Raw genomic sequence first — 21,219 nt, 5'->3', positions numbered from 1 at the left:
TTAACAAACTAAATTTAATAATTTTAATTTGTCTGAAAAACAGGGAAGTCTACCCTGACAAATGCGCTTACATAGAAATTTACGATTTACAATTTGGATTTCATAATATAATAATAGATGAAAAGTTACAAAACTTTATTGAATCACCTGATAACAATCCAAAACCTTGGAAAGGAATACGGCTTCAAAAAGTAGCGGGGGAACTATTCAACTATGCTATAAATAATACAGCTAATTATTAAGTTTAGAAATTGCTAGGTCATCATCAATCTTCAATAATACTAAGACTAATAATTTTAAATATATAATATAAGCATGATCATGTTTCTCGGTATTATCTGGAGTAGCTTGAGTACCATGCAAATAACTATTTCTCAAATCCATACCATTAGTAAAATCGCTCTTATTCAAAAAGTAATTTAAATATGCTTGCTCAGGTTTTGAAAAAAGAGAAGAACCGAAATAAATCATATCTTCAGATATCATCTTTAGAACTTCCGTTTGAAAATCAGAAGGATAGTGATAATATGAACCCACCTCATTTTCTCTTAAATCTTTAATTATAAAAACTCTTGGTATGTTTGTTATTTGTAGAAAGCCATCATTATCTACAATTATTAACCCTTTCTCGATAAGATAATCTAATTGAGGTTTTTGATGTTCATGATAAGAATCAAGTTTAACTTTTTCATTTGCAAGCAAGTCAAAAAAAGTAGTATAATTTTTCTCTAAAAAAGGCTCAACAAAGGATAGACTCATTTGATCAGAGAAAAACAAATTTGAAATAGCCAAAACCTCATTACAATTATCATTAAAGTAGATATACTTGTTAATGTTTATACTAGGAATATCTTTTAATGCAGATGGTGAAGATGATATTTGAAGAAGCTCAAAATCTATGATTCCGTCTTCAACATAAAGCTTATATTGCTTTAATAAAGATTCAAATTCAGGTGCTAAAAATCTTACTTTTTCAAAATTTGAAACTGCTGATGAAACAGAAAAAGTTGCATTCTCAGCAAAATTGTACTTGTCTTGAAAAACATTTGTGAAAATAGATTGAAAGACGTTTTCCAAGGAAATATCTAATAAATTTAACATTCGAATATAGCCGTGAATTTGTGCTTGGGAAGTCAATTCTGACAAAAAAAAACTTATTCCAACTTTATAATCGTTTTGAGATTGAACACCCATTAGTCTTTCAATTGCTCCTATTTGGCTTCTTTTACTGATAAGATCAATTCTATTTTGTTCATCAACATACTCAAATAAATATTTAAAATTTTTAAATAAGGAATATGGATCAGTATTTTCTTTAATAAAATCTACACTATATACATAATTAACAGTATGATTAGCATCAATTGAGCCTTCTTTTATTTTATCAGCACCCTCTTTAAAGCCAACAGTAACTCCATATTTAATACCTCTATTTCCAAGTAAAAATTTCTCAGTTTCGCTTTTATTCAAGCGTTTTGCTTTTAATCTTGTTTTATCATTAATTTTAAAATCATTCTTAGTTCGTACATTTTGAATCAGTTGGACATAATTTAAATTTGTATCGTTAGAATCTAGATAATTGTCTATAATAAGTTCCTTATCTTCAATACTTAGGCTTTTTGGTAGAAAACTTTTCTTATGATGAAAACTATTTTCCTTTTCATAAAAAGACAGTAAAATTTCAGCTGTTTTTGAATACGTCAACAAGAAGTTCTTTATTTCGAAATCATAAAAGTTGACCAGATTTTTATGGGTCAAAAAAATATTGATGAGATAAGGTTCATTTGAAAGAATACTTTCAAAATTGATTTTGGATATTCGATGAAATCCATTATGACTGTCAATTAACTCCCAAAATGAAACAACATAACTATGGATAATTTTTTCATGAAAACTAATTACATTTTCATCGTTTATACTAGCTATAAATTTTCCAATAATTCTATTATAGCTATTAGCTTTTTCTTTAAAATCACTAATTTCTTCCTGTGACCATTTATTTAAATATATACCGCTATCCAAATATTTTTTGATATTGTATAGCTCTAGAACGTCATTTATATCTGAATAATTTTCTTGTATATCACTTTTAAGTTTATTTTCACCTTTAGAAAGTTGATGACCACCTGCCATATCTTCTTTTGAATAAAATACAACTCTATTTAAATCTGCGTTTCGCATACTATTGCTTATTTTTATTTGTGATAAATATACTATAGCTTCTTGTTAATACATTATGGTTTTCCGTAATAATCCCAATTCATTAATGCTAAACTTCTATCAATTCAAAAATTGTATATTACATTTATCTTAAAAGCGTTCTTAAGGTATCATATTGGGAAACACGTTTCCTGATCTGAAGAATAGTTTCATCCCATAAATAATTCAGTGATGCGTCAAAAAGACCAGAAATTCGCCGTAATAGAAATTATTTACATATTCATAAAGGCTTTGAAAATTAATCTTCCCCAAACAATCGACACAAGATATAAAAACTTCAATATCATGTCCAGAATCATCTATTTGTTGTGCTATTTCGTAAATCTCAGACGATAGATGACACTCACTAATCAATCCGAGCTTTTCGAACAATTTGCACCCCTCAAAATCTTGATACGTGAACTCGCAATCATGTTCGTATCTATGTAGTTCGCGTGTCTTTATAGCTAGGCCGCGGCGAAATATCCTGCATGCATAATATTTTTATTTAAGGTTTATGTTTTTTAGGGCGGTCAAGCCAGGCAAGAAGTGGAATTGGCAGTACATATGCAACCAGAACGAATATAGTGAAATTTATAGCATTCATGAGTTTATATTCAAAAAGGGTTTATAATAAAACTAATGTTTTGGATTACGTTACAAAATTAGTCTAGTTCATTATTAATCACTTATACAAAAGTCTGGAGTTCAGATACATTTTTACGTTATAACCTATAATAATTAGGACATCATGCCCCACAACAACTTGCTAATAATAGTACAAATCTTCCTCGGTACAGGAAAAATATTTACACGAAGGAATTGATTGATTTTGTCCTTAAGCAGGTCCATAATGAAAATAAGACAAAGCGAATGTTGTTAATGAATATAGAATTCCTAGGTCAACTATAAATGGACTAAAAAATATGGTAAACATTAGGATGATAGTATTAGTATGAAAAGTATTCCCAATTATAAAAGAATCTATACGGATATAATTAATTTAAAGTATCCAGAGAAAAAATTGATGTGAAGTCATTTATAGCAAAGAAAAAATTATCAGTGTTAGATGTTGTAACAATAAATAAGCTTGTCTTTAACACTAATTCAAGACGCAATGAGCAATTTAATCAACGCCATCGATCTTATGATAGGTCTGCAATTTATCAGATTTTAGAATACCAAAGGAAAAGCTGTTTGAATAGCTCTCAAATCGCTAAATAATTTAAGTTAAGCAGAAATGCTGTTGCAAAATGGAAAAAACTGTTCATTTGTGAATAAATGCTATTCTTTCTAATAGCAGGGCAAGCTTTAAGACAACCTTAAAAGTTATAGCTTATGGTTGATCTTTTCAGCAACATTAAATAGGTCTTTGTGACAATATTTGTAATGGATTATATACGGAAATTTGTTGTATAAATTTAAATCATTATAAAAATGAGTAAAACAGTTTTAATTACAGGAGCAGCCAGTGGTTTTGGAAAAATCGCTGCATTTGATTTAGCACGTAAAGGTCACAAAGTGATTGCTACAGCACAAGTATACCCCCAAATGAGTGATCTGATACGCGAAGCTCAGGAAACAGGTATCGAATTGATTGCTGATAAGTTGGATGTTACTAACTCTCGCGATATCCAATATGTAGTCGATAAGTATGATATTGATATTCTAATCAGTAATGCCGGAATTATGGAAGGTGGACCAATTGCGGAGCAACCTTTAGAATTTATCCGATCAATGTTTGATGTGAATGTGTTTGGAGGTTTGGAGCTGGCACAAGGTTTTATAAAAAAATGGGTGGGGCAAAAGAAAGCTGCTAAAATTGTGTTTACTACCTCAATGGGAGGTTTATGGACAGTACCTTATGTTGCGGCTTATTGTTCTTCAAAACATGCAATGGAGGCGATCGCTGAAGGGCTTAAAACTGAGTTAGCAGATTTTAACATCAAGATTGCAACATGTAATCCAGGTGTATTTGGTACAGGTTTTAACGATCGCGGAGTAGACTCTATTTTCAGATGGTATAATCCTGAGAAAAACTTCACTCCATCTTCGGTCTTTGATGGTACGGCTGAATCTTTGAAGCATCAGTTGGATCCTCAATCAATGGCTGATTGTATTGTGAATGTTGCATTGGATGATAATTCGAATTTCCGAAATGTACATCCCAAAGAAACAGAAGATTTCGTTAAGCAGTTGCAGACAGAAGCCTGGACTTCAAAAAGTTAAATTACTGGATAAGCATGGAGTAAAGTCCATGCTTTCTTTACTTCACAATATAAATTAGATAAAATGAATATTAAATATAATGAGGCTAATCGCGCCTTAAATGCGGCAATAGAAAAAGCTAAAAGTTTACAAATACCGGTAAGCATTGCAGTTGTTGATTCTGGTGGGCATCTTGTGTCCTTTGCTAGATTGGATAGTGCGTATGGTGTTATTGATTTCGCAGTGAAAAAGGCCAAGACTGCAGTTATGTTTGGTGTGGATAGTGATATTATGGGAAGCATCATTTCTGGTGCTGAAATACACGCTTTTGGTATGATCAGCTCCAATGGAGGTTTATTGACAATTCCTGGTGGAGTTGTGATCAAAAATCAAGAAGGTATTGTTATAGGGGCTATCGGATCCTCTGGAGGAACGCCAGAGCAGGACAAGGAAATCGCAACAGCTGGAGCCGGAGTAAATCTTTAATTCTTTTGTACATTTATATGATGGAAGCTACACATGAAATAATATTTGATAAGCTGGTTTATTCTTGTGCTTTTGAAAGACAACGAGGAACAGAAGAATACTATCCGGATCATTTTCTAGGGTTTCAATTAGCTGGTGAAACGCATTGCTTTCTTGACGGCACCTTAACAGTTGTCAAGGAAAATACAGTTGTTTTAGTGCGAAAGAATCAACTTATACGTACCATAAAGTATCCGGCAAAAACGGGGAATTATAAATTTATCGCTATTACTTTGGATAAAAAAACTTTACAACGATATGCTGTTGAAAATAAGATTGAAGTCAAAGAACGATATCATGGCAGTGATAAATTATTTTTTCAACCGAATGATTTTTTGCACAGTTATTTCATTTCGTTAGCGCCATACATTAATAAAACAAAAGAAGCTACGCCACGTTTGGCAGAACTTAAGATCAGGGAGGCTATTGAATTACTTCTAGATAGTAACCCTGATTTTAAATTTATTTTGTTCGATTTTAGTAAACCGCACCTAGTAGATCTGGAGGATTTTATGAATAATAATTTTATGTTCAATATTGATGTAGGGTCATTTGCCAAACTTACTGGACGTAGTATTTCTGCATTTAAACGCGATTTTGCTAAAGTGTTTAACGTTCCTCCGAAGCAATGGCTTAAAGAAAGACGTCTTGAGGAGGCTTACCATATAATAAAGTACCAGAAAAAGAGGCCAGCAGATTTCTATATGGACCTTGGTTTTGAAAATCTATCTCATTTTTACTACTCATTTAAAAAGAAGTACGGTGTTACAACCATGGAATTACATTAGTTCTAAGCCATGATTATTGAGGTATCCCAATAGTTTTTTTCTTGTTTAAAAAAAATTCTTATATGCTCCAAGGCAGCTTGGGCTGTGTGAATTTATTGTATATATTACTATGGAAGTATTAACTTATTGTCAATTGGCACAGGACAGAGTATTTTTTTTGTTCACATGTTGGGACAAATCTAAAAAAGCTAGGTTTGTCTCATTTTTGGTAGTGTCCCACTAACTGTGTAAGTTAAAAAGTTATCCTGATAAATAAGATGAATGGCGGAATTTAATCTTGGAGTTGGATATTTGTTGCCATCAAATTTTAAATATTCAGGGAACATTGAACTTATTATTTGTCTCTTTTCTTCTGTATTGCCCTTCTGATGACGAATATCAAGATTAGCTATCTTTTTTTAATCCGATTCTGTATTGACAACTCCTCCTTGAATTAAGCTCTGGCTATCATCTAAGCTTCGTACCTGATGAAGCTCTTTGTTGTATGTGTAATTATCTTTTTAAATGCTCCTTTGCTTTAGCATTAGAGGGATTTATTTTTAAGCAATTGTTAAAATTCTTCATTGCTTCTTTTGAATTTTTTATACTTAAGTATGTTTCCCCTAATTTGAGATATGCATTTTCGCTATCAGGATAAAGGAGGGTATTGAGTGTATAAATCTCAATTGCCTGTTTGGTTTTCTCCTGCTTCATCAAGTCATCTGCAACATCATTAACAAGTTTTTCGTTTATTCTGAATCTTGGAAAGTTTTGCTTTGCTTTATTGACAAGTTGCAGTAGCTTGTCGCTTGTCTCATGTGACATTTCATCTTGAATACCCCTTATAGTTGCAGGATAGGTAAAAAGTTTGCCAACAATGTCATAAGCAACTTTAATTCCTGCATCACTGCCTTTATTGCTTATTGCGATTATTGTAAAATCGCCAATCCGTTGCAAGGAAGTTGAGAAGTCAGTAACACCACCATCGTGATAGAAACGTGGATTTTGTCCAACTGAATCAAGATCCCAGCCCAAACCATAATTACTATTTTGTGCCTTTGTTAATATTTCCTTTCTAATTTTATCTTTGAATAAAACATCGGAATCAAATATGTTTGCCCATTTTAATAAATCATTTGCAGTTGAGTAAAGTCCACCAATCGCAAAAGAGTTGTCCATATTTATATTAAATGTGTTTACAAATAAACTGTCATTTACCTGATGATAACCTGATGCCCGATTTATAATCAAAGTCTCTTTTTTGTCGACTCCGGTATTTTCTAGTTGCAAAGGGATAAAAAAATTGTCCTGCAAATACTGTTCAAGAGAAACTCCAGACACTTTTTCAACGATAAGACCTAACAAATAATATCCTGAATTATTGTAATTATATTTTTCCCCTGGTACAGATTCTAATTGTTTTGACCTAAACAGATCAACGATTTCTTTCGATGTATGTCCCAATAGAAGAAAATTCCCTTTTGCTTCGGGCAAACCTGTAAAGCTAACGATCCCTGAGGTATGTGATAATAGTTGCCTTATAGTTATCTTTTCCCAAAATGCTGGACATTCATCTAAGTATTTGCAGATGGAAGCATCCAAATCAATTTTATTTTCCTGATACAATTTCGTAATTGCAGCAGCAGTAAATGTTTTACTCACTGAGCCAATGCGAAATTTAGTATTCAATGTATTTGGCACCTGTAGTTCGTAATTAGCCATGCCGTATGCTTTGGCAAAAACTTTCTTTCCATTATGGGAGACCAAAACAACACCACTAAAATTGTCAAATTTTACTGAAAAATCCATGTAGCTTTCTACCCATATGGCTATTTCCTTATCAGATAATTTAGAGCCGGTTTGAGATAAGGCAAAGCTGTTTAGCCCCAAAATTAAAAAGGCAATTAAAAATAACATTCTTCTCATTATTCTGAGTGAGGTTTTCTGAGAGCCTATGCACTTGCATATAAAGCTGCTTTCTTCAGGTTCATTTAATATCCGCTTTGTACATCCTGAATTAGATAACTTGGTACCGTCAATAATTTTGGAACGTATTAAACCGTTAGCCTCCTTATTTAACGCTTCTATTACTAAAAGATATTTCTCTGCTTTATTGAACGAAGAAGTATAAAGATCATTAAACTCTTCGATCAAGAGTCTATCTCGATTATACACGGCGATGAATTTAGAAGTTTCAGATTCTTTTGCCTGCTTCAATTCTTTCTCCTTTCCAATTAAGTTACTCATTTACATTAATTTGACTTTAAATATACAAAAATGCTAGATGGAGTCAAATTGACAGATGTTAAAAAATCAGTCTGATTAAAAAACTCAATATCATGCGTTTTTTAAAAAGATTTAGAGTTCACAATAATACAAAATACAGTAATATTTTACTGCGTTTTAGAAATCTAGCTCCCATTAAGGTTAGCGCTGCTGCATGGAAGTTAAACAGGTTTCTCCACCAGGAATCAAAAGATACACTGTTATTGAAAGAATTGGTACAGGATATTGAGATAAGTATTCCGCAGCAGGCAGGTAAAGAATTGTACACAAAATGGTCCCGTATTTATGATCACAATAAAACCTTACCCGATTCACTAAAGATTGTTGTTTGGGGAATAGATCGGGCCTATGGCAAAAATACTGCTGTTTCCAGAGATTCAGCTATGATTATTAATTTTAAAAAGATTGTTCGGGACAATCGATTATCGGGAGAAAAATTCTATGGACAATTCGGGCTGTTTCATGTATTGCAATTCACACCGGCAGGTAAAGATGCTCCCTTAGCTAAACGGTTAAAAGACAACGGTTTTAAAGTAACCAGTTTTGTGAGCTATACTTTAAACAGCGAAATGTACATGCCAAAAGGACACGGGATACCGGTTCCCGAAAATGAAAACCCTTAATCTTACTTATCATTACGAATGCTCATAAGATCACTTAGTTTTCTGATTTCAGCTTTTAACGTTTCTATTTCTGATTGCTGTTCTTGAATTGCTTTAGTAAGCACAGGGACAATTGCTCCGTAATTCACACTATAGATTTGCTTTGATTCATCTTTGGGTATATCTACAGCTTCAGGAAGAATCTTAGCTAGTTCCTGTGCTAAAAAACCTGCTGAATGAATCATTTTATCATCTTTACCAAAAGTCATTTTACTATTTTCCAGTGATTTTCTGTCTGAATGTATATCGTACATAACAGGTCGCATTGCCATTACTTTACTGATACCATTATTTACATCTGTGATATTAGTTTTTAAACGTGTATCTGAATTTGTATAAACACCTGCGATATTAATAAATGCAATATTATGAACACCATAAACAGGAACACCAGAAGTTAATGTATAAAAACGAAATCCTCCGCCACCCGTTCCACGGTAATTTATAAATTCGGATTCTCCAAATCCTGATTGTAATGAATTCCAGGCAATAATACTTGAATTTGTTGTATTAGGTATTGGCACAGTACCACTTGTATATCGGATTGCTCCGTTTACGTCAAAAATACTTAAAGGGTTATTGGTTCCAACCCCCACTTTACCGCTGTGATAAATAGTTTGACCAACACCTGTAGCTCCGGTTGAAGTAGCTGAATTATACCAGGGTTCAGTTACTATGGGACTTTGTGTAATTTTATGCCCTTTTAGTTCCCATGTAACTCCTGTAGCAGAATTTACATTTGTTTTTATAAGTTCAACAGATTCCGTTGGCAACAAGGTAATTGTAGCAATACCTGTAGCTGTTGTACTGTTGATCAGTTCTCCAGCTTGGGCTGCCACTGTAAGTGTGGATGTAGTACTTGCGTTTTTAATCTCATAAATACGTCCGTTAAATACCGGGGTTGTATCATTAAAGGCGGGGAGACTGATTGTAGTATTTGTAGAGGCATTGCTGCTAACAAAGTAATCATCTTTTGTCATAGTATAAGCAGCCGTCACACTTTTATAGGGTGCTGCTACTGAGCCCGCAACCGTCAAAGTACTTCCCGGCATATCGGTAACAATACCTACCTGACATAAAATAATGTTTGAGGTTAATGCTCCACAAAGCAATAAAGTTTTTTTCATCTTACAAGTTTAAATTATAGAAATAGTATTTGTAAATATTTAATCACTGTATTGGTTTTAATTCTTAATAAAACCATAACTCATTATATAGCTTAATACTTTTTATTATATTTTAATGCGAACCTATGAAACAAACAAATTAAAAAAAAATATAATTTGTACTAAAAATACCATAGCTTGTAATATTTTTAGTACTAAAAATAGGATCACAGGCATAACGAATTAATCGAAAAATCAATCAAAACAAAAAATAAAAATTGTTCTTCCATAGATTTTTAAGCCAATAGAAAATAAATATTAGTACACTATCGAATCAGTTCTGGCCTGTATGGGGATAAGAAAATATAGCATAGCAGAGATCACTATAAACACTAATCCTAAAACATAATAATCATGGATAGACAAATTCTTTCAAAATTTCAGTATCCATTTCCTGTTGATTAAGAATGTAAAGTTTGTAGTAGGATATTTCGTATTTTTCAGCTAATGCGCTTCGGTTACATTAAAAATAAATTTCCTTCAATCGGTTTGTATTGATTAGAAGTATCTTATTCCATATAAAGCTCGGCTAATTTGGTCAAATCTTCTATAAAAGTGTTCGAAATAATATGAATATATAATTTATGAAATATCAATGGTTTAAAAGAATTATTTTATAATGGTAATCATGGGTACGGGGGAACTAAAATTAGATAATCTTATTATCTACAGCAAAAGCAAGGGCTTCAGTGAAATTTTTAACAGCAAAAATTTCAAAAATTTTTCTTCTGTAATATTTGACAGTATCTGGAGAAACAAACATTTTTCCGGCAATCTGATTTATGGTTAATCCTTGGGCATATAATCGGAGTATTTCCAATTCTTTTTCTTTGAGTTTTGGCTTATTTTCTGCAATCCAAACTTTTTTTGACAAATCCAGTTTCCACAGTATATCAGATTCCTGTTTATTTATAGTAACATTCCCGGCATTTTGATTGCGTGAAATAGAGACTACACATAGTGATTTCCAAACCAATCCATTGCTGTTAAGAAAAAGAGGGGACAATTTATGATTAATAAGAATGGGCTTTTCATATTGACCATTCAGGTGGAAATCATACGAAATGCTGTATAATTTTCTTTCATCATTGTTGGGCAATTTATCATAAAAATCAAATCCAAGATTATTAATCACGCTCAACATTTCCAAATCTTTTTTGGGGACATTATTAAAATAGAAATCATAGCCCATTTCAAGAACTTCTTCAGGAGAATAACCACATAAAAATAAAGGATTATTCGAAACATATTCAAATTTCATTTCTTCATAATCAATCACATAAATACTTTGATAAGTTATTTTGGCAAAAGATTTTACTACTTCTAAATAATTATGCGGAAGCTGAAGTTTATCCTCAGTAGATATTGCTTTTATTTTGTTTCTATTGAGTAATGAATTTTTTTCATTTTCCATCTTATAAAAATACCAAAAACTAAATAAAAGTGTAAAGTGAAATTAAAAATATTTATCTTTTTTTGTGAAAAATTAATTTCTAACTATAATGAAGAAAAAAGGCATTTAGAATGTAATTGAAAGAGCTGGAGAAATAAATGAGAGATTTATTTTTATTTGAAAATTTCGGGCATCAAAATGTGTCAATTTAAACCATGAAAGTTTTAGAATATAATAATCAAAACATTGGATACAATTAGTTATTTACAATAGCAGTTTGATAATATTCCCGTTGACAGGCATAATAATTAAAGATTAAAATTTATGAGCAATAAAAAAAGGCAGCCATTTCCATTCGTAATTATAACAATTGTTTTAGGCTGGATTATTTTTAAAGAATTTGACTTTGAAAATTTAAAGTTCGAAAAACCGATACTGGCTATTGTATATATATTAACCTTTCTAATGTCTTCTTACTTTCTTATTAAGAATTTTAAAGAAGAATAACGATTAAAGTTTCGCTATAATTTCCTGTAAATACTCAAAGAATGTACGGGAAACAGTACTTAGAAGCATTGTTCGTGAATAGGTGTTGATTACACAATTCACAAATTCACAATTGGCAGGTGTTCCTGTATTTGTAACAACGCTGGGGGTTCTGGGAACGGATTTTTGGTTCAAAAAACAATCCTAAATTCACTAGGATATCGGTGTTTATATAAATAATGCAAATACTGCCAATTTAAGGGCAACTGCTGAACATATTTAAGATAATAATATACTTTAATGTGCCACCTCTTGATGTTTATTAAATAAATATTTAATAAATAGAGATTTCTTCTAGTTCCTGTATGGGTATGACAGGTTTTGAAGAAGCACATATATACGGTCCTGCGGACCAGCGGGAAGCCATCGCGACGATTCACCGTTCGCTCGAGTTGGGCAGTATTTTTTTGGATACTGCCGATCTGTATGAGCCACTGAAAAATGAGCTGCTCATTACGAAAGCAATCGGCGGCAAACACGATCAGTATATTTTGGCCACCAAGTTTGGTTGGGAAATCGATGACAATAAAAAAGTAACCTGGGTCATCAATGGTAAAAAGGACTATGTGAAAAAATCTCTAGAGCGTTCCCTAAAAAATCTCAATACTGATTACATCAATCCGTATTATCTGCACCGTCTGGATAAAAATACGCCGATCGAGAAAACGGTTGATGCCATGGCTGAACTGGTTAAAGAAGGTAAAGCAGGTTATACCGGTCTATCGGAAGTATCGTATGAAACAGTTAAGCAGGCACATGCCATTACCCGATCACCGTAATACAAGTGAGTATTCTTTATTTGAGCGAACGGCAAAAGAACGCGGGGGGCTAACAACATTAAATGTGTTTGTTTGTATTTATCTGTCTGTATATCAGTGATTGACGATTTTTGACGGAAAATTAATAGATATTGATAGATAGAATTTTCTAAAACATCCACTATCAATTATAGATTTGCCAGTTAAGAATGAAAAGCTAAAAACTCTTCACGTAATATGAGGTTCTGTTTTGGTAGTAATATCATCAGGAATAGTATTCGTTAAAAAATCAGATGAGCTATAACATATCAAAAATCATAGGAGCTTAAGTTTTGAATTCTGAGAAATTTATTTAGAATTTAATTTAAAATATCATAGGATGAAAAAATTACTTTTATTAGCTTGTATAATTCTGGGAATTCAGAAAATACAATCCCAGGTAGGCATTAATACGCCTAATCCTCAGGGAATCTTGCATGTAGATGGAGCAAAAGATAATAATACTGCCGGTGTCCCTACTTTAGCACAGCAGGCGAATGATTTTATTATAACTTCTTCAGGAAATACAGGAATTGGAACAACTGCTCCCAATAGTACCCTTGTTATTGATGGTACCTATGAAGGAGCTTATTCAGAGGTTTCAGCTAATACAGCATTAAGCAGCAAAGACCAGTTTATTAATGTAGTTGGCTCTTCCGTCATTACCCTTACATTGCCTGACGGAACATTAAGCAATTCGTTTGGCGGAAGGATTTACAGCATAAAAAATACGGCCACTGTTTCGATCTTTGTTGTAGGACATGCAGCAGACCAGCTGTTAAGAACTTCGGGAACTGCAATCACAAATTCATTAGAAATAAAACCAGGCTATCAGGCAAAAATCATAAAAAATACATATACTACGGTTGCCAATCCCCTTTGGGAAGTATTTGATCTTACAAGTGTTGGTGGTAATTCTACGGACTTCATAGTTGGAGAAACAAAATCAGTAAGAATAGTGATCAATGCAACAGCATTCACAACTGCCTCAGGTTCCCGAAATATTATGACGGGAAGAAACAGTACAAGTACTACGGGTAATAATTCAATCTATGAACTAAGCTCTGCCACGGATAAGTTAAAATTTTTATATATAAACGGAGTGAGAATGGATGGTTTAAGGTCTAGTGGCGGTGTAGCTCCAAAACTATTCAATCCCACCAGTGCAAATATTGTTTATAATTTATCTGCTTTATCTACACATGATTTTAACATTGACAATGGTACGGGAATGAATTTGCTTCCCAACTATTATAGCTATTTGATTGATGGGGATGATAATATGGGAACTTATACGAATAGTACAACAGAATATGTAAATGTAATGATTACTTTCCCGAACGGTCAATGGTATAATTTTACTTGGCATGCAACCAGAGATGCAGCCAACTTTTATTTTTATATGACGGCTCAACGGTTAAATTAAGAAAATTGCTTCATAGATAAAAATGGATTGGCCAATCAAAATAAAAAACATTTGTGAATTTAAAAGAAATAAAAATAGGTAATCTGATAAAGATAAAAGTTGAGGAAAACAATATCGCTATTGGAAGGATTTGTAATTTTTTTGATTTGAATGCGAATACAATAAACGAAATGTATAATGAAAAATCTATAGAAACTGAATTATTATTAAAATGGTGTAAACTCCTGGAATATGATTTTTTTAGATTGCATTCCCAGCATCTGATTTTATATTCACCACCCAAGGCAATTAATAGTAATGCTAACCAAAATTCAGTACTTCCGCGGTTCAGAAAGAACCTCTATACAAAAGAAATTATTGATTTTATTCTGGAACTTATAGAATCTGAAACCAAAAGTGTGAAGCAGGTGATCGAAGAGTATAAAATCCCGAAGACAACGGTGTATAAATGGATGAATAAATATAAAAACAACCTGTATGAAAATGACAACCCGGCCGGATTATAGAAGAATATACCAGGATATTATTATGATAAAACATCCTGAAAAAGAAGAAATATGCAAAGAAATTTTATTACAGACCAAACTAACGGGTTTGGATATAATAAAACTCAACAATTTAATTTTTGGTTCAGGAAATAAGGATAGTTCTTCTTCTAATCGAAAGCATCGTTCCTATGACGAATCTTCAATATTGGAAATTTTAACTTTTCAAAAAAAATATGGATATACCAATAAACGGGTAGCTGCTCATTTTAAACTGAGTAGAAATACAATTACCAGCTGGAAGAAAAAATTTAGTATGTCAGAGCATATAATTCTCTAATATTCTAAATGATTCCATATAAATCACAAATACAAATATACAACAGCCAATAAGGTAGAAACACATGTGAGTGAAGCCGGCAGTTTTCAACTGCCGGCTTTTAATTTTTTTGAAAAATCTTCTAAAGCTTATTGATCCAGATATAGAGACTGGTATCCTGGGGAACATTCATTTTTTTTCGCAGACGGTACTTTCTGCTGTCTACAGAATTTAATGATGCCCGCGTATAATTGGCGATGTCTTTAGTCTGGATATTCAATTTAAGATATACACACATTTCCAGGTCTAATGGAGTTAATTCAGGAAACTCCAATAATTTTTTGTATAAGCCGGGAAATACATTCTGGAAAATCACAAGCAGATGTTTATCATTACGCTTTGCCATTTCCAAAAGCTGCATAAGCTGTTCTTTATCTGCAGTATTATCCTGTAATTTGATGTTTTTTTCAGGTTCTATTGCAGGGTATTTCTTTGTTTTTCTTCGGTAGAAATAGAATATGATAAGGGAGAGCAGAACGAGTGATGCTATAAGAACCGGCAAAACAAATAATGTTTTTTGGGGTTTATCCGTTATTAATGCTTTTTTATCATTTTTATTTTGTGTTATAAGAGCGGATTGGTTGATTGTTGCCAGACTATCTTTTAAACGCATGTTTTTTTCAAGATAGTAGGCTTCCATTTTGCTATCTCCGATTTTTCTATAATATTCTATCATTTTAGGGTAAATGAGTAATAATCCCTCTGAAAATTTGTATTGCTTTAAAATTGGCAGGCTTTTATTCCAATATTTTAGGGCATCCTGGTTGTTACCCAAATCAAACTTTTGATTCCCCCTAAGTAGGTACACATTAGCTATAAATCTTTTATCGTCTTCCTTTATCTGAATTTTTTCAGCATAATCATAATATTTTTCCGCTTCCTTATAGTTACCTTGCATATCATAAGCTACTCCTACGTTTTGGACGGCTTGACCAAGTGTTGGATTTCTATAAGGAAATTTATCGGAGACTTTTAATATTTCAGAATAACTTTTCTGAGCATAATATAGTACTGAATCTTTATAATTATTCTTATTATATTCTTTAAAAAAATGGGAAGAATAACTTATAAGATTGTCATAGATATAATATTTTCGGAAATGCAGTATATTTTTATCATCAATGAGATCAATAACTTTAAGGGCTTTAGAATAACAGGATCGGGCATCATCAAAATTTTTCACCTGCATCAGTGATTTCGCTTTATATTGGAGCAGTGCTGCCCAGTCTGAATACGACTTTAACTCTTCAGCTATAGGCAGCCCTTCTTCAACAGACTGCAAGCATGAATCAGTGTCCATCCTGTTGCTATATATTTCTGCCCGAAAGATTATAGCTATCAATATCCCCTTTTTATCCCCTTCTTCCTTTGAAAGAGTATAAAGTTCATCGCACATTAAAAGAACTTTTTGATCTCCAAGCTTTGCATACACATCTTTTTCATGTATTTGTTTTTTTAACAACTCTATCCTTTGTTTAGAAAAATTTTGAGACCATAGAATGAGGGGAAAGAACAGGAAAATAAACAGTTTGGTTTTCATCTGGTATGTTTTTTCAAAATTAATAAATAAACAGATATTAATAACCATCATGGTACCCGATTCAATCCGGTACATAATTTTACATTCCTTACTTTCACTCTGTTATAATGTAAAATCAGCTGACACAAGGCTTAAAGATGTAGAATCCTGTAAAGTTGACCATATCAGTCCTGCGAAAGTATTTAGAATCCTAAGAATTCCCGAATTGTTCATCATCATTATAAAATGCGACACAAAAATTCTTTATGATAAAAATCCATCAATCAAATTTACAGGCAATAATTTTAAACTGGCTATTGCCTGGGTAATAGCTGTATTCGGCATCCCCCTCACCACAAACATTTGTAGTAATAATTGGGCTGCTGGTAGAAGTGTCTATCCAGATATTATTGGTGAGAACAAGTTTATATTTAAAGAAGAAGGTTTTTCGGCAAAAATCAGAAATACTGATTTTTCTGGGTGTCAACAGTTATTTTTTCTTTCCTCATGTTTTCGATAAAATCTGAAGGCGTTAAACCTGTTTCTTTTTTAAATGCATTCAGAAATACCCGGGGAGTGGCATACCCGCATACTTCTGCTAAATAACTGATTTTATACTCTCTGTAAATTGCATCTTCATAAAGTTTTTTTGTGATGTACTTAATTCTGAGACTATTAATATAGCTGTTGAAGTTTTTGTTTTTGTAGTTTTTTATAATCTCAGAAAGGTATTTTGTATTCGTATTGAGATGACTTGCAAGCCAGGCGATTGTAATGTCATTTTTTAGATACTTTTCTGTTTTTTCAAATTTAGATATTTTATTTAATAATTGATTGATGGTTTCTTCTGCAATTGTTTTTGGAATTTTTATTGTTTCTTCTTCCTCTTTTTCTTCTTCAGAATTTTGGATTTCAGCTTCATGTTTTATTTTCATTATGAGTTTCTGAAATTTTTGTTGAAGAATTTTATTCTTATTTTTCCAGTAATACCAAATTCCACCACCTACAAGTATGATTATAATTAAGAAAATATAAAGGTAGGTTTTAAGAGTACTATTTTTTTCTTCGTCTTTTTCTTTTTTAATTTCGGTTGTAACTTTATTTACTGAATGTTTTTCTGCAATTTTTATACTGTCTTTTAACTTCGTGAGAAGCTGACTGTATTTTTTTCCTTCTACTGTATTGTTTTGCGCCAAGTATGCTTCCGTCAAGACCTCATAAAATATTTCTCTGCTGAAAGGAGATGATATTCTTTTTTCCAGTTTCAAGCCTTCTTGAGCATAATAAATAGCTTTATTGTTATTTTTCTGGTCAAAATAAAAGTCACCAGCTGTTCTGTATAAATTCATTTCATTAAGAGGGCTTATTTTTCTGCTTTTAGCAATCTCTAGTGATTTTAAAATGTATTTTTCAGCTGTTTTAGGATCGCCGGGCTGCATGATCCACAAGTAATAAAGAGTTAGATTTGCCTGTATAGAAGTAATTAAATCATATTTTTGTTTTGATGATATTTTAGAATCTTTATCAGAAATTTTTTCAGCTTCACTCAATCCTTTTAAAAGACATAAACCAACAGAGTCGGATTGTTTTTTACTTTGATCAAAATAACTGGAATAATTAGAATAAAACAGGCTGCTATAATAATAACGAACATCACTGTTTTTGATTTTCTTCAAATATATTTTTGAAGTTTGATAGGCTTTATGAGAATCTTCCAAAAAACCGAGATCTCCAAATGAACGAGCCCTCATCTTGTACATAATTGATACTTCTTGTGGAGATGTATTTTCATCAATATATTTTTCTAAATCCGATGAAATTTCAATAACTTTCTCTGTGTTATCTAATGTCGAATAAGCCCGCATTAGTTCTACACCAATTAGAAAAGTAACATCATATTTATTTTCCTTTGCAGTTTTGTATTTTTTTTCCAGTTCTTGGATCGTATTGTTTACTATACCTGTATTACCGATTTTATTTTGTATTTGAAGAAGTTCATTTTTCAGCTGTTCTTCAGAGACTTTCTGACTTTTTATCAAAGTAAACAGATTCAGAACAAAAAATAAAAAAATATATTTATGAGGTTTCATTCGCTTTTGGTTGGAATTAAATTAATGCTCTGTACAAAAAATATTTATTGCAGAAAATAAGTTTCACAAATGTATAAATACTTACCTGCATCTTATGCGGGAAATTACTGGATGGATATTGTTTTTATATAATTTATTTTAATTATTTAACTGTCAGTGTTTTGTAGTCTGATTTGTGTCGGTATAATTCAGGAATTATACCGATTAAAATCTTGTGTCTCTTTTCTCATAGTAATAATATTGCCACATTATTCAACTTGTTGTTAAGGTATTCGTGCTAATTTTTAAAGAATACCTTTTTTGGATTCTAAAAACACAGTCAACATATAACCCAAGTAAAATTATCGTAAATGAAAAACTATTTATTAATTGGAACATTATTTAGTTCTGTAGCTGTATTCTCTCAAGTTGGTATCCAAACACAGACCCCGCAGGCAACCCTAGATGTAGTAGGTGTCCCAGGTGACACTTCAAAACTGGATGGTATCATTGCTCCCAGATTAACAGGTGATGAACTAAGAGCAAAAACCTATACAGTGAGTCAAACAGGAGCTTTAGTATATGTAACAGCAGCAGATACAGCTCCAGCCGGACAAACCGTCAATGTAACCACAGCAGGATATTACTATTTTGACGGAACCTTATGGCAGAAAACAGGAGGCGAAGCAGCCTCTGTTAATATTTACAATGCCAATGGTTCTCTTACCAGTGCACGTACATTAACGAATAATGGATTTAATCTTACTTTTTTAGGCAGCAACCAGCGTACAACCTTTCCGGGTACGGGAGGAATTCGGCAATATGGTACTGCGGGGATGAAAAGAGCTGACATAGTATTGACAGCCAATGACAACAACGGAGATTCGGTAATTTCTGATTTGCAGATATTTCAAGACCCAGAGAATACCGGGCAAATCATTGTATCAAACGATTCCCGCGGATTAACCCTGGGTTCGAGATTCACAACCCAATCAGCCCCAATAAAGTTTGAAACAGGTGCGGGTAGTGGTGCTAACGGGACAGAAAAAATGCGCATCACAGGAGAAGGAAATATAGGGATGAATACCTCTTCGCCAACCGAAAAAATGGACAACAATGGAATTACGAGATTGAGAAACCTTCCAGTGAATGGTGCGACAAACGCTATCAACACCAACACTGCAGGTAATGCATCCGCAACGCAGAACCAGACTTTTACTGCAACCAGAACAGTGGTGGCCGATGCCAATGGTGTTTTAGGGTATGTGGCAGGCTTACCGATAGCAGGCCCCGGAACATCTAAAATAGTGGTAAGTGCCGGAGTGCTGGGAACTCAAAATATCGGGAACTCTAATCAGGTACTTGCACTTTATCCAAATGAATATATTGATACCAATAACTCTTGGACCAATAATGTATTCACTGTACCTGCTGGATTGGGAGGTCTGTATATTTTTAATATGCAAAGTTCACATTCGCACGATGTAAATAGTCAAACCAATTGGTTTACAATGTCAATACTTCAAAAAAGTACTGATGGTGGATCTACATGGTCAATCATTATGAGAGATACAAGATCCGGCCTTGCCGGTTCAGATGTTGATAACGGAAACACTATAAATTGGACAGGTAATCTAAATGGAGGAGATAGGTTAAGATTACTTTATCATTGTAATTCTACGGCAAGCAATTATGTTCAATTAGGCTCTATTACCATAACACAGCTTGCCCAATAGTGATTTATCAAGATTTGAATCAGGTAAAAACGATTCATTCTATGTTTTACTGAATACATACAGCAAAGGGTGGATCGTTATTTTGTCTCATCCTTTGTTTTATTAAGGACCACAGTATTTCGGGGATTGATATTATTGAACTCAATAAAAAGATCTTTGGAAATCAGGATAAGGAAACAGTAAAAACAAATCAGAAGCACCGCTCCTACAGCAGAGCCGATATCTTTAAAATCCTGGATTATCAAAAAAAGAAGATGCTTAAAAATTCTCAATTGGCAATGCACTTCAATATGAGCAGAAATACTGGTACGAAATGGAAAAAGACATTTTTGGTGTAAGAAGTTTTACTTCGTCGAGAATGAGGATTATTTCTACAGACAGATAAAACGATTAGAAAATGAAAATAGCATCCTCAAGAAAGCCAAGTAAAAACTAAAGCTCTCTTGTTGCCTACTTTGAAAATTAATATGGACTTTACCTTCAATCACTAATAAAACCTGACCCTGGGGATAGGTATATCAGTCGGTTCTTGCACCAGAAATAAATAATCAAAGAATATACGGGGGTGTGCTTACAAACATTACCGGTTTTAATATGTATTGATCACACAATTCACAAATTCACCGTAGGAAAAATTTAAAATAAGTTCGTGCATGGCATCTCTGGCGGATGACGAAAGAACTCCATGAAACCCGAGAGCAGTCCCATTAAGCAGACTCGGAGAATCTACTATTTGCCAAACATTATAGTTGGTTGGAGTAAATGTGAAACTGGATGCGTAGCCATTGTTTGCTCCTGTAGTATAACCAATTCTGGCATATCGATATATGATATTAGAAGCGGGAGGATTCAGTAACCTCATTTCGAAGAAATAACTTACTCCAGATTGTCTTACTCTGAACTCAAGGAAGCTACCGACAGTAGTTGTTTTTGTTACATCTGGAAATCCTAAATATCTTAGTTTGTCCGTTGAATGGCCTTGGGTATTTGTGACAATTTGGAGCGATGCCCAAATAGGATTGGCAGGGGTTCCCGCATTTGTAACAACGCCGGGGG

The 21,219-nt window shown here is 32.9% G+C and carries 17 protein-coding genes; 10 read left to right on the top strand and 7 right to left on the bottom strand.

Going from position 1 to position 21,219, the window contains the following annotated elements; genetic code table 11:
* Positions 1-242: hypothetical protein (locus PMI13_RS21605; protein WP_007844818.1), on the top strand; the 242-nt coding region annotated here is incomplete at its 5' end.
* Here the strand turns inward: PMI13_RS21605 and PMI13_RS13980 are convergent.
* Positions 232-2,181, bottom strand: coding sequence for a hypothetical protein (locus PMI13_RS13980; protein ID WP_007844817.1), 1,950 nt, complete (start codon positions 2,179-2,181; stop codon positions 232-234). The two genes, PMI13_RS21605 and PMI13_RS13980, sit on opposite strands and share 11 nt — an antisense overlap.
* Before the next feature lie 1,455 nt (positions 2,182-3,636).
* Between PMI13_RS13980 and PMI13_RS13975 the strand changes: the two genes are divergently transcribed.
* From PMI13_RS13975 to PMI13_RS13965, 3 genes are all read left to right on the top strand, one after another.
* Entirely contained in the window at positions 3,637-4,428 is a 792-nt protein-coding gene (locus tag PMI13_RS13975; protein ID WP_007844816.1) for an SDR family oxidoreductase, read from the top strand.
* 63 nt (positions 4,429-4,491) lie between these two features.
* Positions 4,492-4,893, top strand: a complete 402-nt coding sequence (locus PMI13_RS13970) for a GlcG/HbpS family heme-binding protein (RefSeq protein WP_007844815.1) — start codon at positions 4,492-4,494, stop codon at positions 4,891-4,893.
* 17 nt (positions 4,894-4,910) lie between these two features.
* Positions 4,911-5,720 carry a helix-turn-helix domain-containing protein gene (locus tag PMI13_RS13965; RefSeq protein WP_007844814.1) on the top strand — a complete coding sequence of 270 codons (810 nt, stop codon included), beginning with the start codon at positions 4,911-4,913 and terminating at the stop codon, positions 5,718-5,720.
* A 492-nt stretch (positions 5,721-6,212) separates the two neighbouring features.
* On the opposite strand, the gene PMI13_RS13960 is transcribed toward PMI13_RS13965, so the two are convergent.
* Positions 6,213-7,946, bottom strand: a complete 1,734-nt coding sequence (locus tag PMI13_RS13960) for a serine hydrolase (protein WP_007844813.1) — start codon at positions 7,944-7,946, stop codon at positions 6,213-6,215.
* A gap of 92 nt (positions 7,947-8,038) precedes the next feature.
* Between PMI13_RS13960 and PMI13_RS13955 the strand changes: the two genes are divergently transcribed.
* Positions 8,039-8,608, top strand: a complete 570-nt coding sequence (locus PMI13_RS13955) for a hypothetical protein (RefSeq protein ID WP_007844812.1) — start codon at positions 8,039-8,041, stop codon at positions 8,606-8,608.
* 2 nt (positions 8,609-8,610) lie between these two features.
* Here PMI13_RS13955 and PMI13_RS13950 read toward each other — a convergent pair whose 3' ends face one another.
* Positions 8,611-9,774, bottom strand: a complete 1,164-nt coding sequence (locus PMI13_RS13950) for a tail fiber domain-containing protein (protein ID WP_007844811.1) — start codon at positions 9,772-9,774, stop codon at positions 8,611-8,613.
* Between the two features lie 688 nt (positions 9,775-10,462).
* Positions 10,463-11,227 carry a response regulator transcription factor gene (locus PMI13_RS13945; RefSeq protein ID WP_007844810.1) on the bottom strand — a complete coding sequence of 255 codons (765 nt, stop codon included), beginning with the start codon at positions 11,225-11,227 and terminating at the stop codon, positions 10,463-10,465.
* An 836-nt stretch (positions 11,228-12,063) separates the two neighbouring features.
* On the opposite strand from PMI13_RS13945, the gene PMI13_RS13935 reads away from it, so the two are divergent.
* The 4 genes from PMI13_RS13935 to PMI13_RS13920 all read left to right on the top strand — a co-directional run bounded on the left by PMI13_RS13935 (position 12,064) and on the right by PMI13_RS13920 (position 14,800).
* Positions 12,064-12,531, top strand: a complete 468-nt coding sequence (locus PMI13_RS13935) for an aldo/keto reductase (protein ID WP_238536315.1) — start codon at positions 12,064-12,066, stop codon at positions 12,529-12,531.
* A 358-nt stretch (positions 12,532-12,889) separates the two neighbouring features.
* The gene (locus PMI13_RS20710) at positions 12,890-13,975 is read left to right on the top strand and encodes a hypothetical protein (protein ID WP_007844807.1); all 1,086 of its coding nucleotides are present in this window, start codon (positions 12,890-12,892) and stop codon (positions 13,973-13,975) included.
* A gap of 53 nt (positions 13,976-14,028) precedes the next feature.
* Positions 14,029-14,481, top strand: a complete 453-nt coding sequence (locus PMI13_RS13925; protein WP_007844806.1) for a hypothetical protein — start codon at positions 14,029-14,031, stop codon at positions 14,479-14,481.
* On the top strand, positions 14,453-14,800 hold the full coding sequence (locus PMI13_RS13920; RefSeq protein ID WP_007844805.1) for a hypothetical protein: 348 nt from the start codon (positions 14,453-14,455) through the stop codon (positions 14,798-14,800). Before PMI13_RS13925 ends, PMI13_RS13920 begins: the two co-directional genes overlap by 29 nt.
* Positions 14,801-14,921: 121 nt before the next feature.
* Here PMI13_RS13920 and PMI13_RS13915 read toward each other — a convergent pair whose 3' ends face one another.
* Positions 14,922-16,379 (bottom strand): tetratricopeptide repeat protein, encoded by a 1,458-nt coding sequence (locus tag PMI13_RS13915; RefSeq protein WP_156104442.1) that lies wholly within the window; start codon positions 16,377-16,379, stop codon positions 14,922-14,924.
* Between the two features lie 437 nt (positions 16,380-16,816).
* Positions 16,817-18,448, bottom strand: coding sequence for a helix-turn-helix domain-containing protein (locus PMI13_RS20705; protein ID WP_007844803.1), 1,632 nt, complete (start codon positions 18,446-18,448; stop codon positions 16,817-16,819).
* A gap of 350 nt (positions 18,449-18,798) precedes the next feature.
* On the opposite strand from PMI13_RS20705, the gene PMI13_RS13905 reads away from it, so the two are divergent.
* A complete protein-coding gene (locus PMI13_RS13905; protein ID WP_007844802.1) occupies positions 18,799-20,163 on the top strand; it encodes an autotransporter outer membrane beta-barrel domain-containing protein in 1,365 nt (454 codons plus the stop codon).
* A 589-nt stretch (positions 20,164-20,752) separates the two neighbouring features.
* Here the strand turns inward: PMI13_RS13905 and PMI13_RS13900 are convergent.
* The coding region (locus PMI13_RS13900; protein WP_007844801.1) for a hypothetical protein at positions 20,753-21,219 on the bottom strand (467 nt) is incomplete at its 5' end.

The organism is Chryseobacterium populi, from assembly GCF_000282115.1.
Lineage (GTDB): Bacteria > Bacteroidota > Bacteroidia > Flavobacteriales > Weeksellaceae > Chryseobacterium > Chryseobacterium populi.
This window is presented reverse-complemented; position numbering and strand designations above follow the sequence as displayed.

Bases quoted from the DNA above. Each gene is read 5' to 3' on its own strand.
- PMI13_RS13980 (WP_007844817.1), bottom strand. From the start codon at position 2,181: ATGCGAAACGCAGATTTAAATAGAGTTGTATTTTATTCAAAAGAAGAT.
- PMI13_RS13975 (WP_007844816.1), top strand. From the start codon at position 3,637: ATGAGTAAAACAGTTTTAATTACAGGAGCAGCCAGTGGTTTTGGAAAA.
- PMI13_RS13970 (WP_007844815.1), top strand. From the start codon at position 4,492: ATGAATATTAAATATAATGAGGCTAATCGCGCCTTAAATGCGGCAATA.
- PMI13_RS13965 (WP_007844814.1), top strand. From the start codon at position 4,911: ATGATGGAAGCTACACATGAAATAATATTTGATAAGCTGGTTTATTCT.
- PMI13_RS13960 (WP_007844813.1), bottom strand. From the start codon at position 7,946: ATGAGTAACTTAATTGGAAAGGAGAAAGAATTGAAGCAGGCAAAAGAA.
- PMI13_RS13955 (WP_007844812.1), top strand. From the start codon at position 8,039: ATGCGTTTTTTAAAAAGATTTAGAGTTCACAATAATACAAAATACAGT.
- PMI13_RS13950 (WP_007844811.1), bottom strand. From the start codon at position 9,774: ATGAAAAAAACTTTATTGCTTTGTGGAGCATTAACCTCAAACATTATT.
- PMI13_RS13945 (WP_007844810.1), bottom strand. From the start codon at position 11,227: ATGGAAAATGAAAAAAATTCATTACTCAATAGAAACAAAATAAAAGCA.
- PMI13_RS13935 (WP_238536315.1), top strand. From the start codon at position 12,064: ATGACAGGTTTTGAAGAAGCACATATATACGGTCCTGCGGACCAGCGG.
- PMI13_RS20710 (WP_007844807.1), top strand. From the start codon at position 12,890: ATGAAAAAATTACTTTTATTAGCTTGTATAATTCTGGGAATTCAGAAA.
- PMI13_RS13920 (WP_007844805.1), top strand. From the start codon at position 14,453: ATGAAAATGACAACCCGGCCGGATTATAGAAGAATATACCAGGATATT.
- PMI13_RS13915 (WP_156104442.1), bottom strand. From the start codon at position 16,379: ATGAAAACCAAACTGTTTATTTTCCTGTTCTTTCCCCTCATTCTATGG.
- PMI13_RS20705 (WP_007844803.1), bottom strand. From the start codon at position 18,448: ATGAAACCTCATAAATATATTTTTTTATTTTTTGTTCTGAATCTGTTT.
- PMI13_RS13905 (WP_007844802.1), top strand. From the start codon at position 18,799: ATGAAAAACTATTTATTAATTGGAACATTATTTAGTTCTGTAGCTGTA.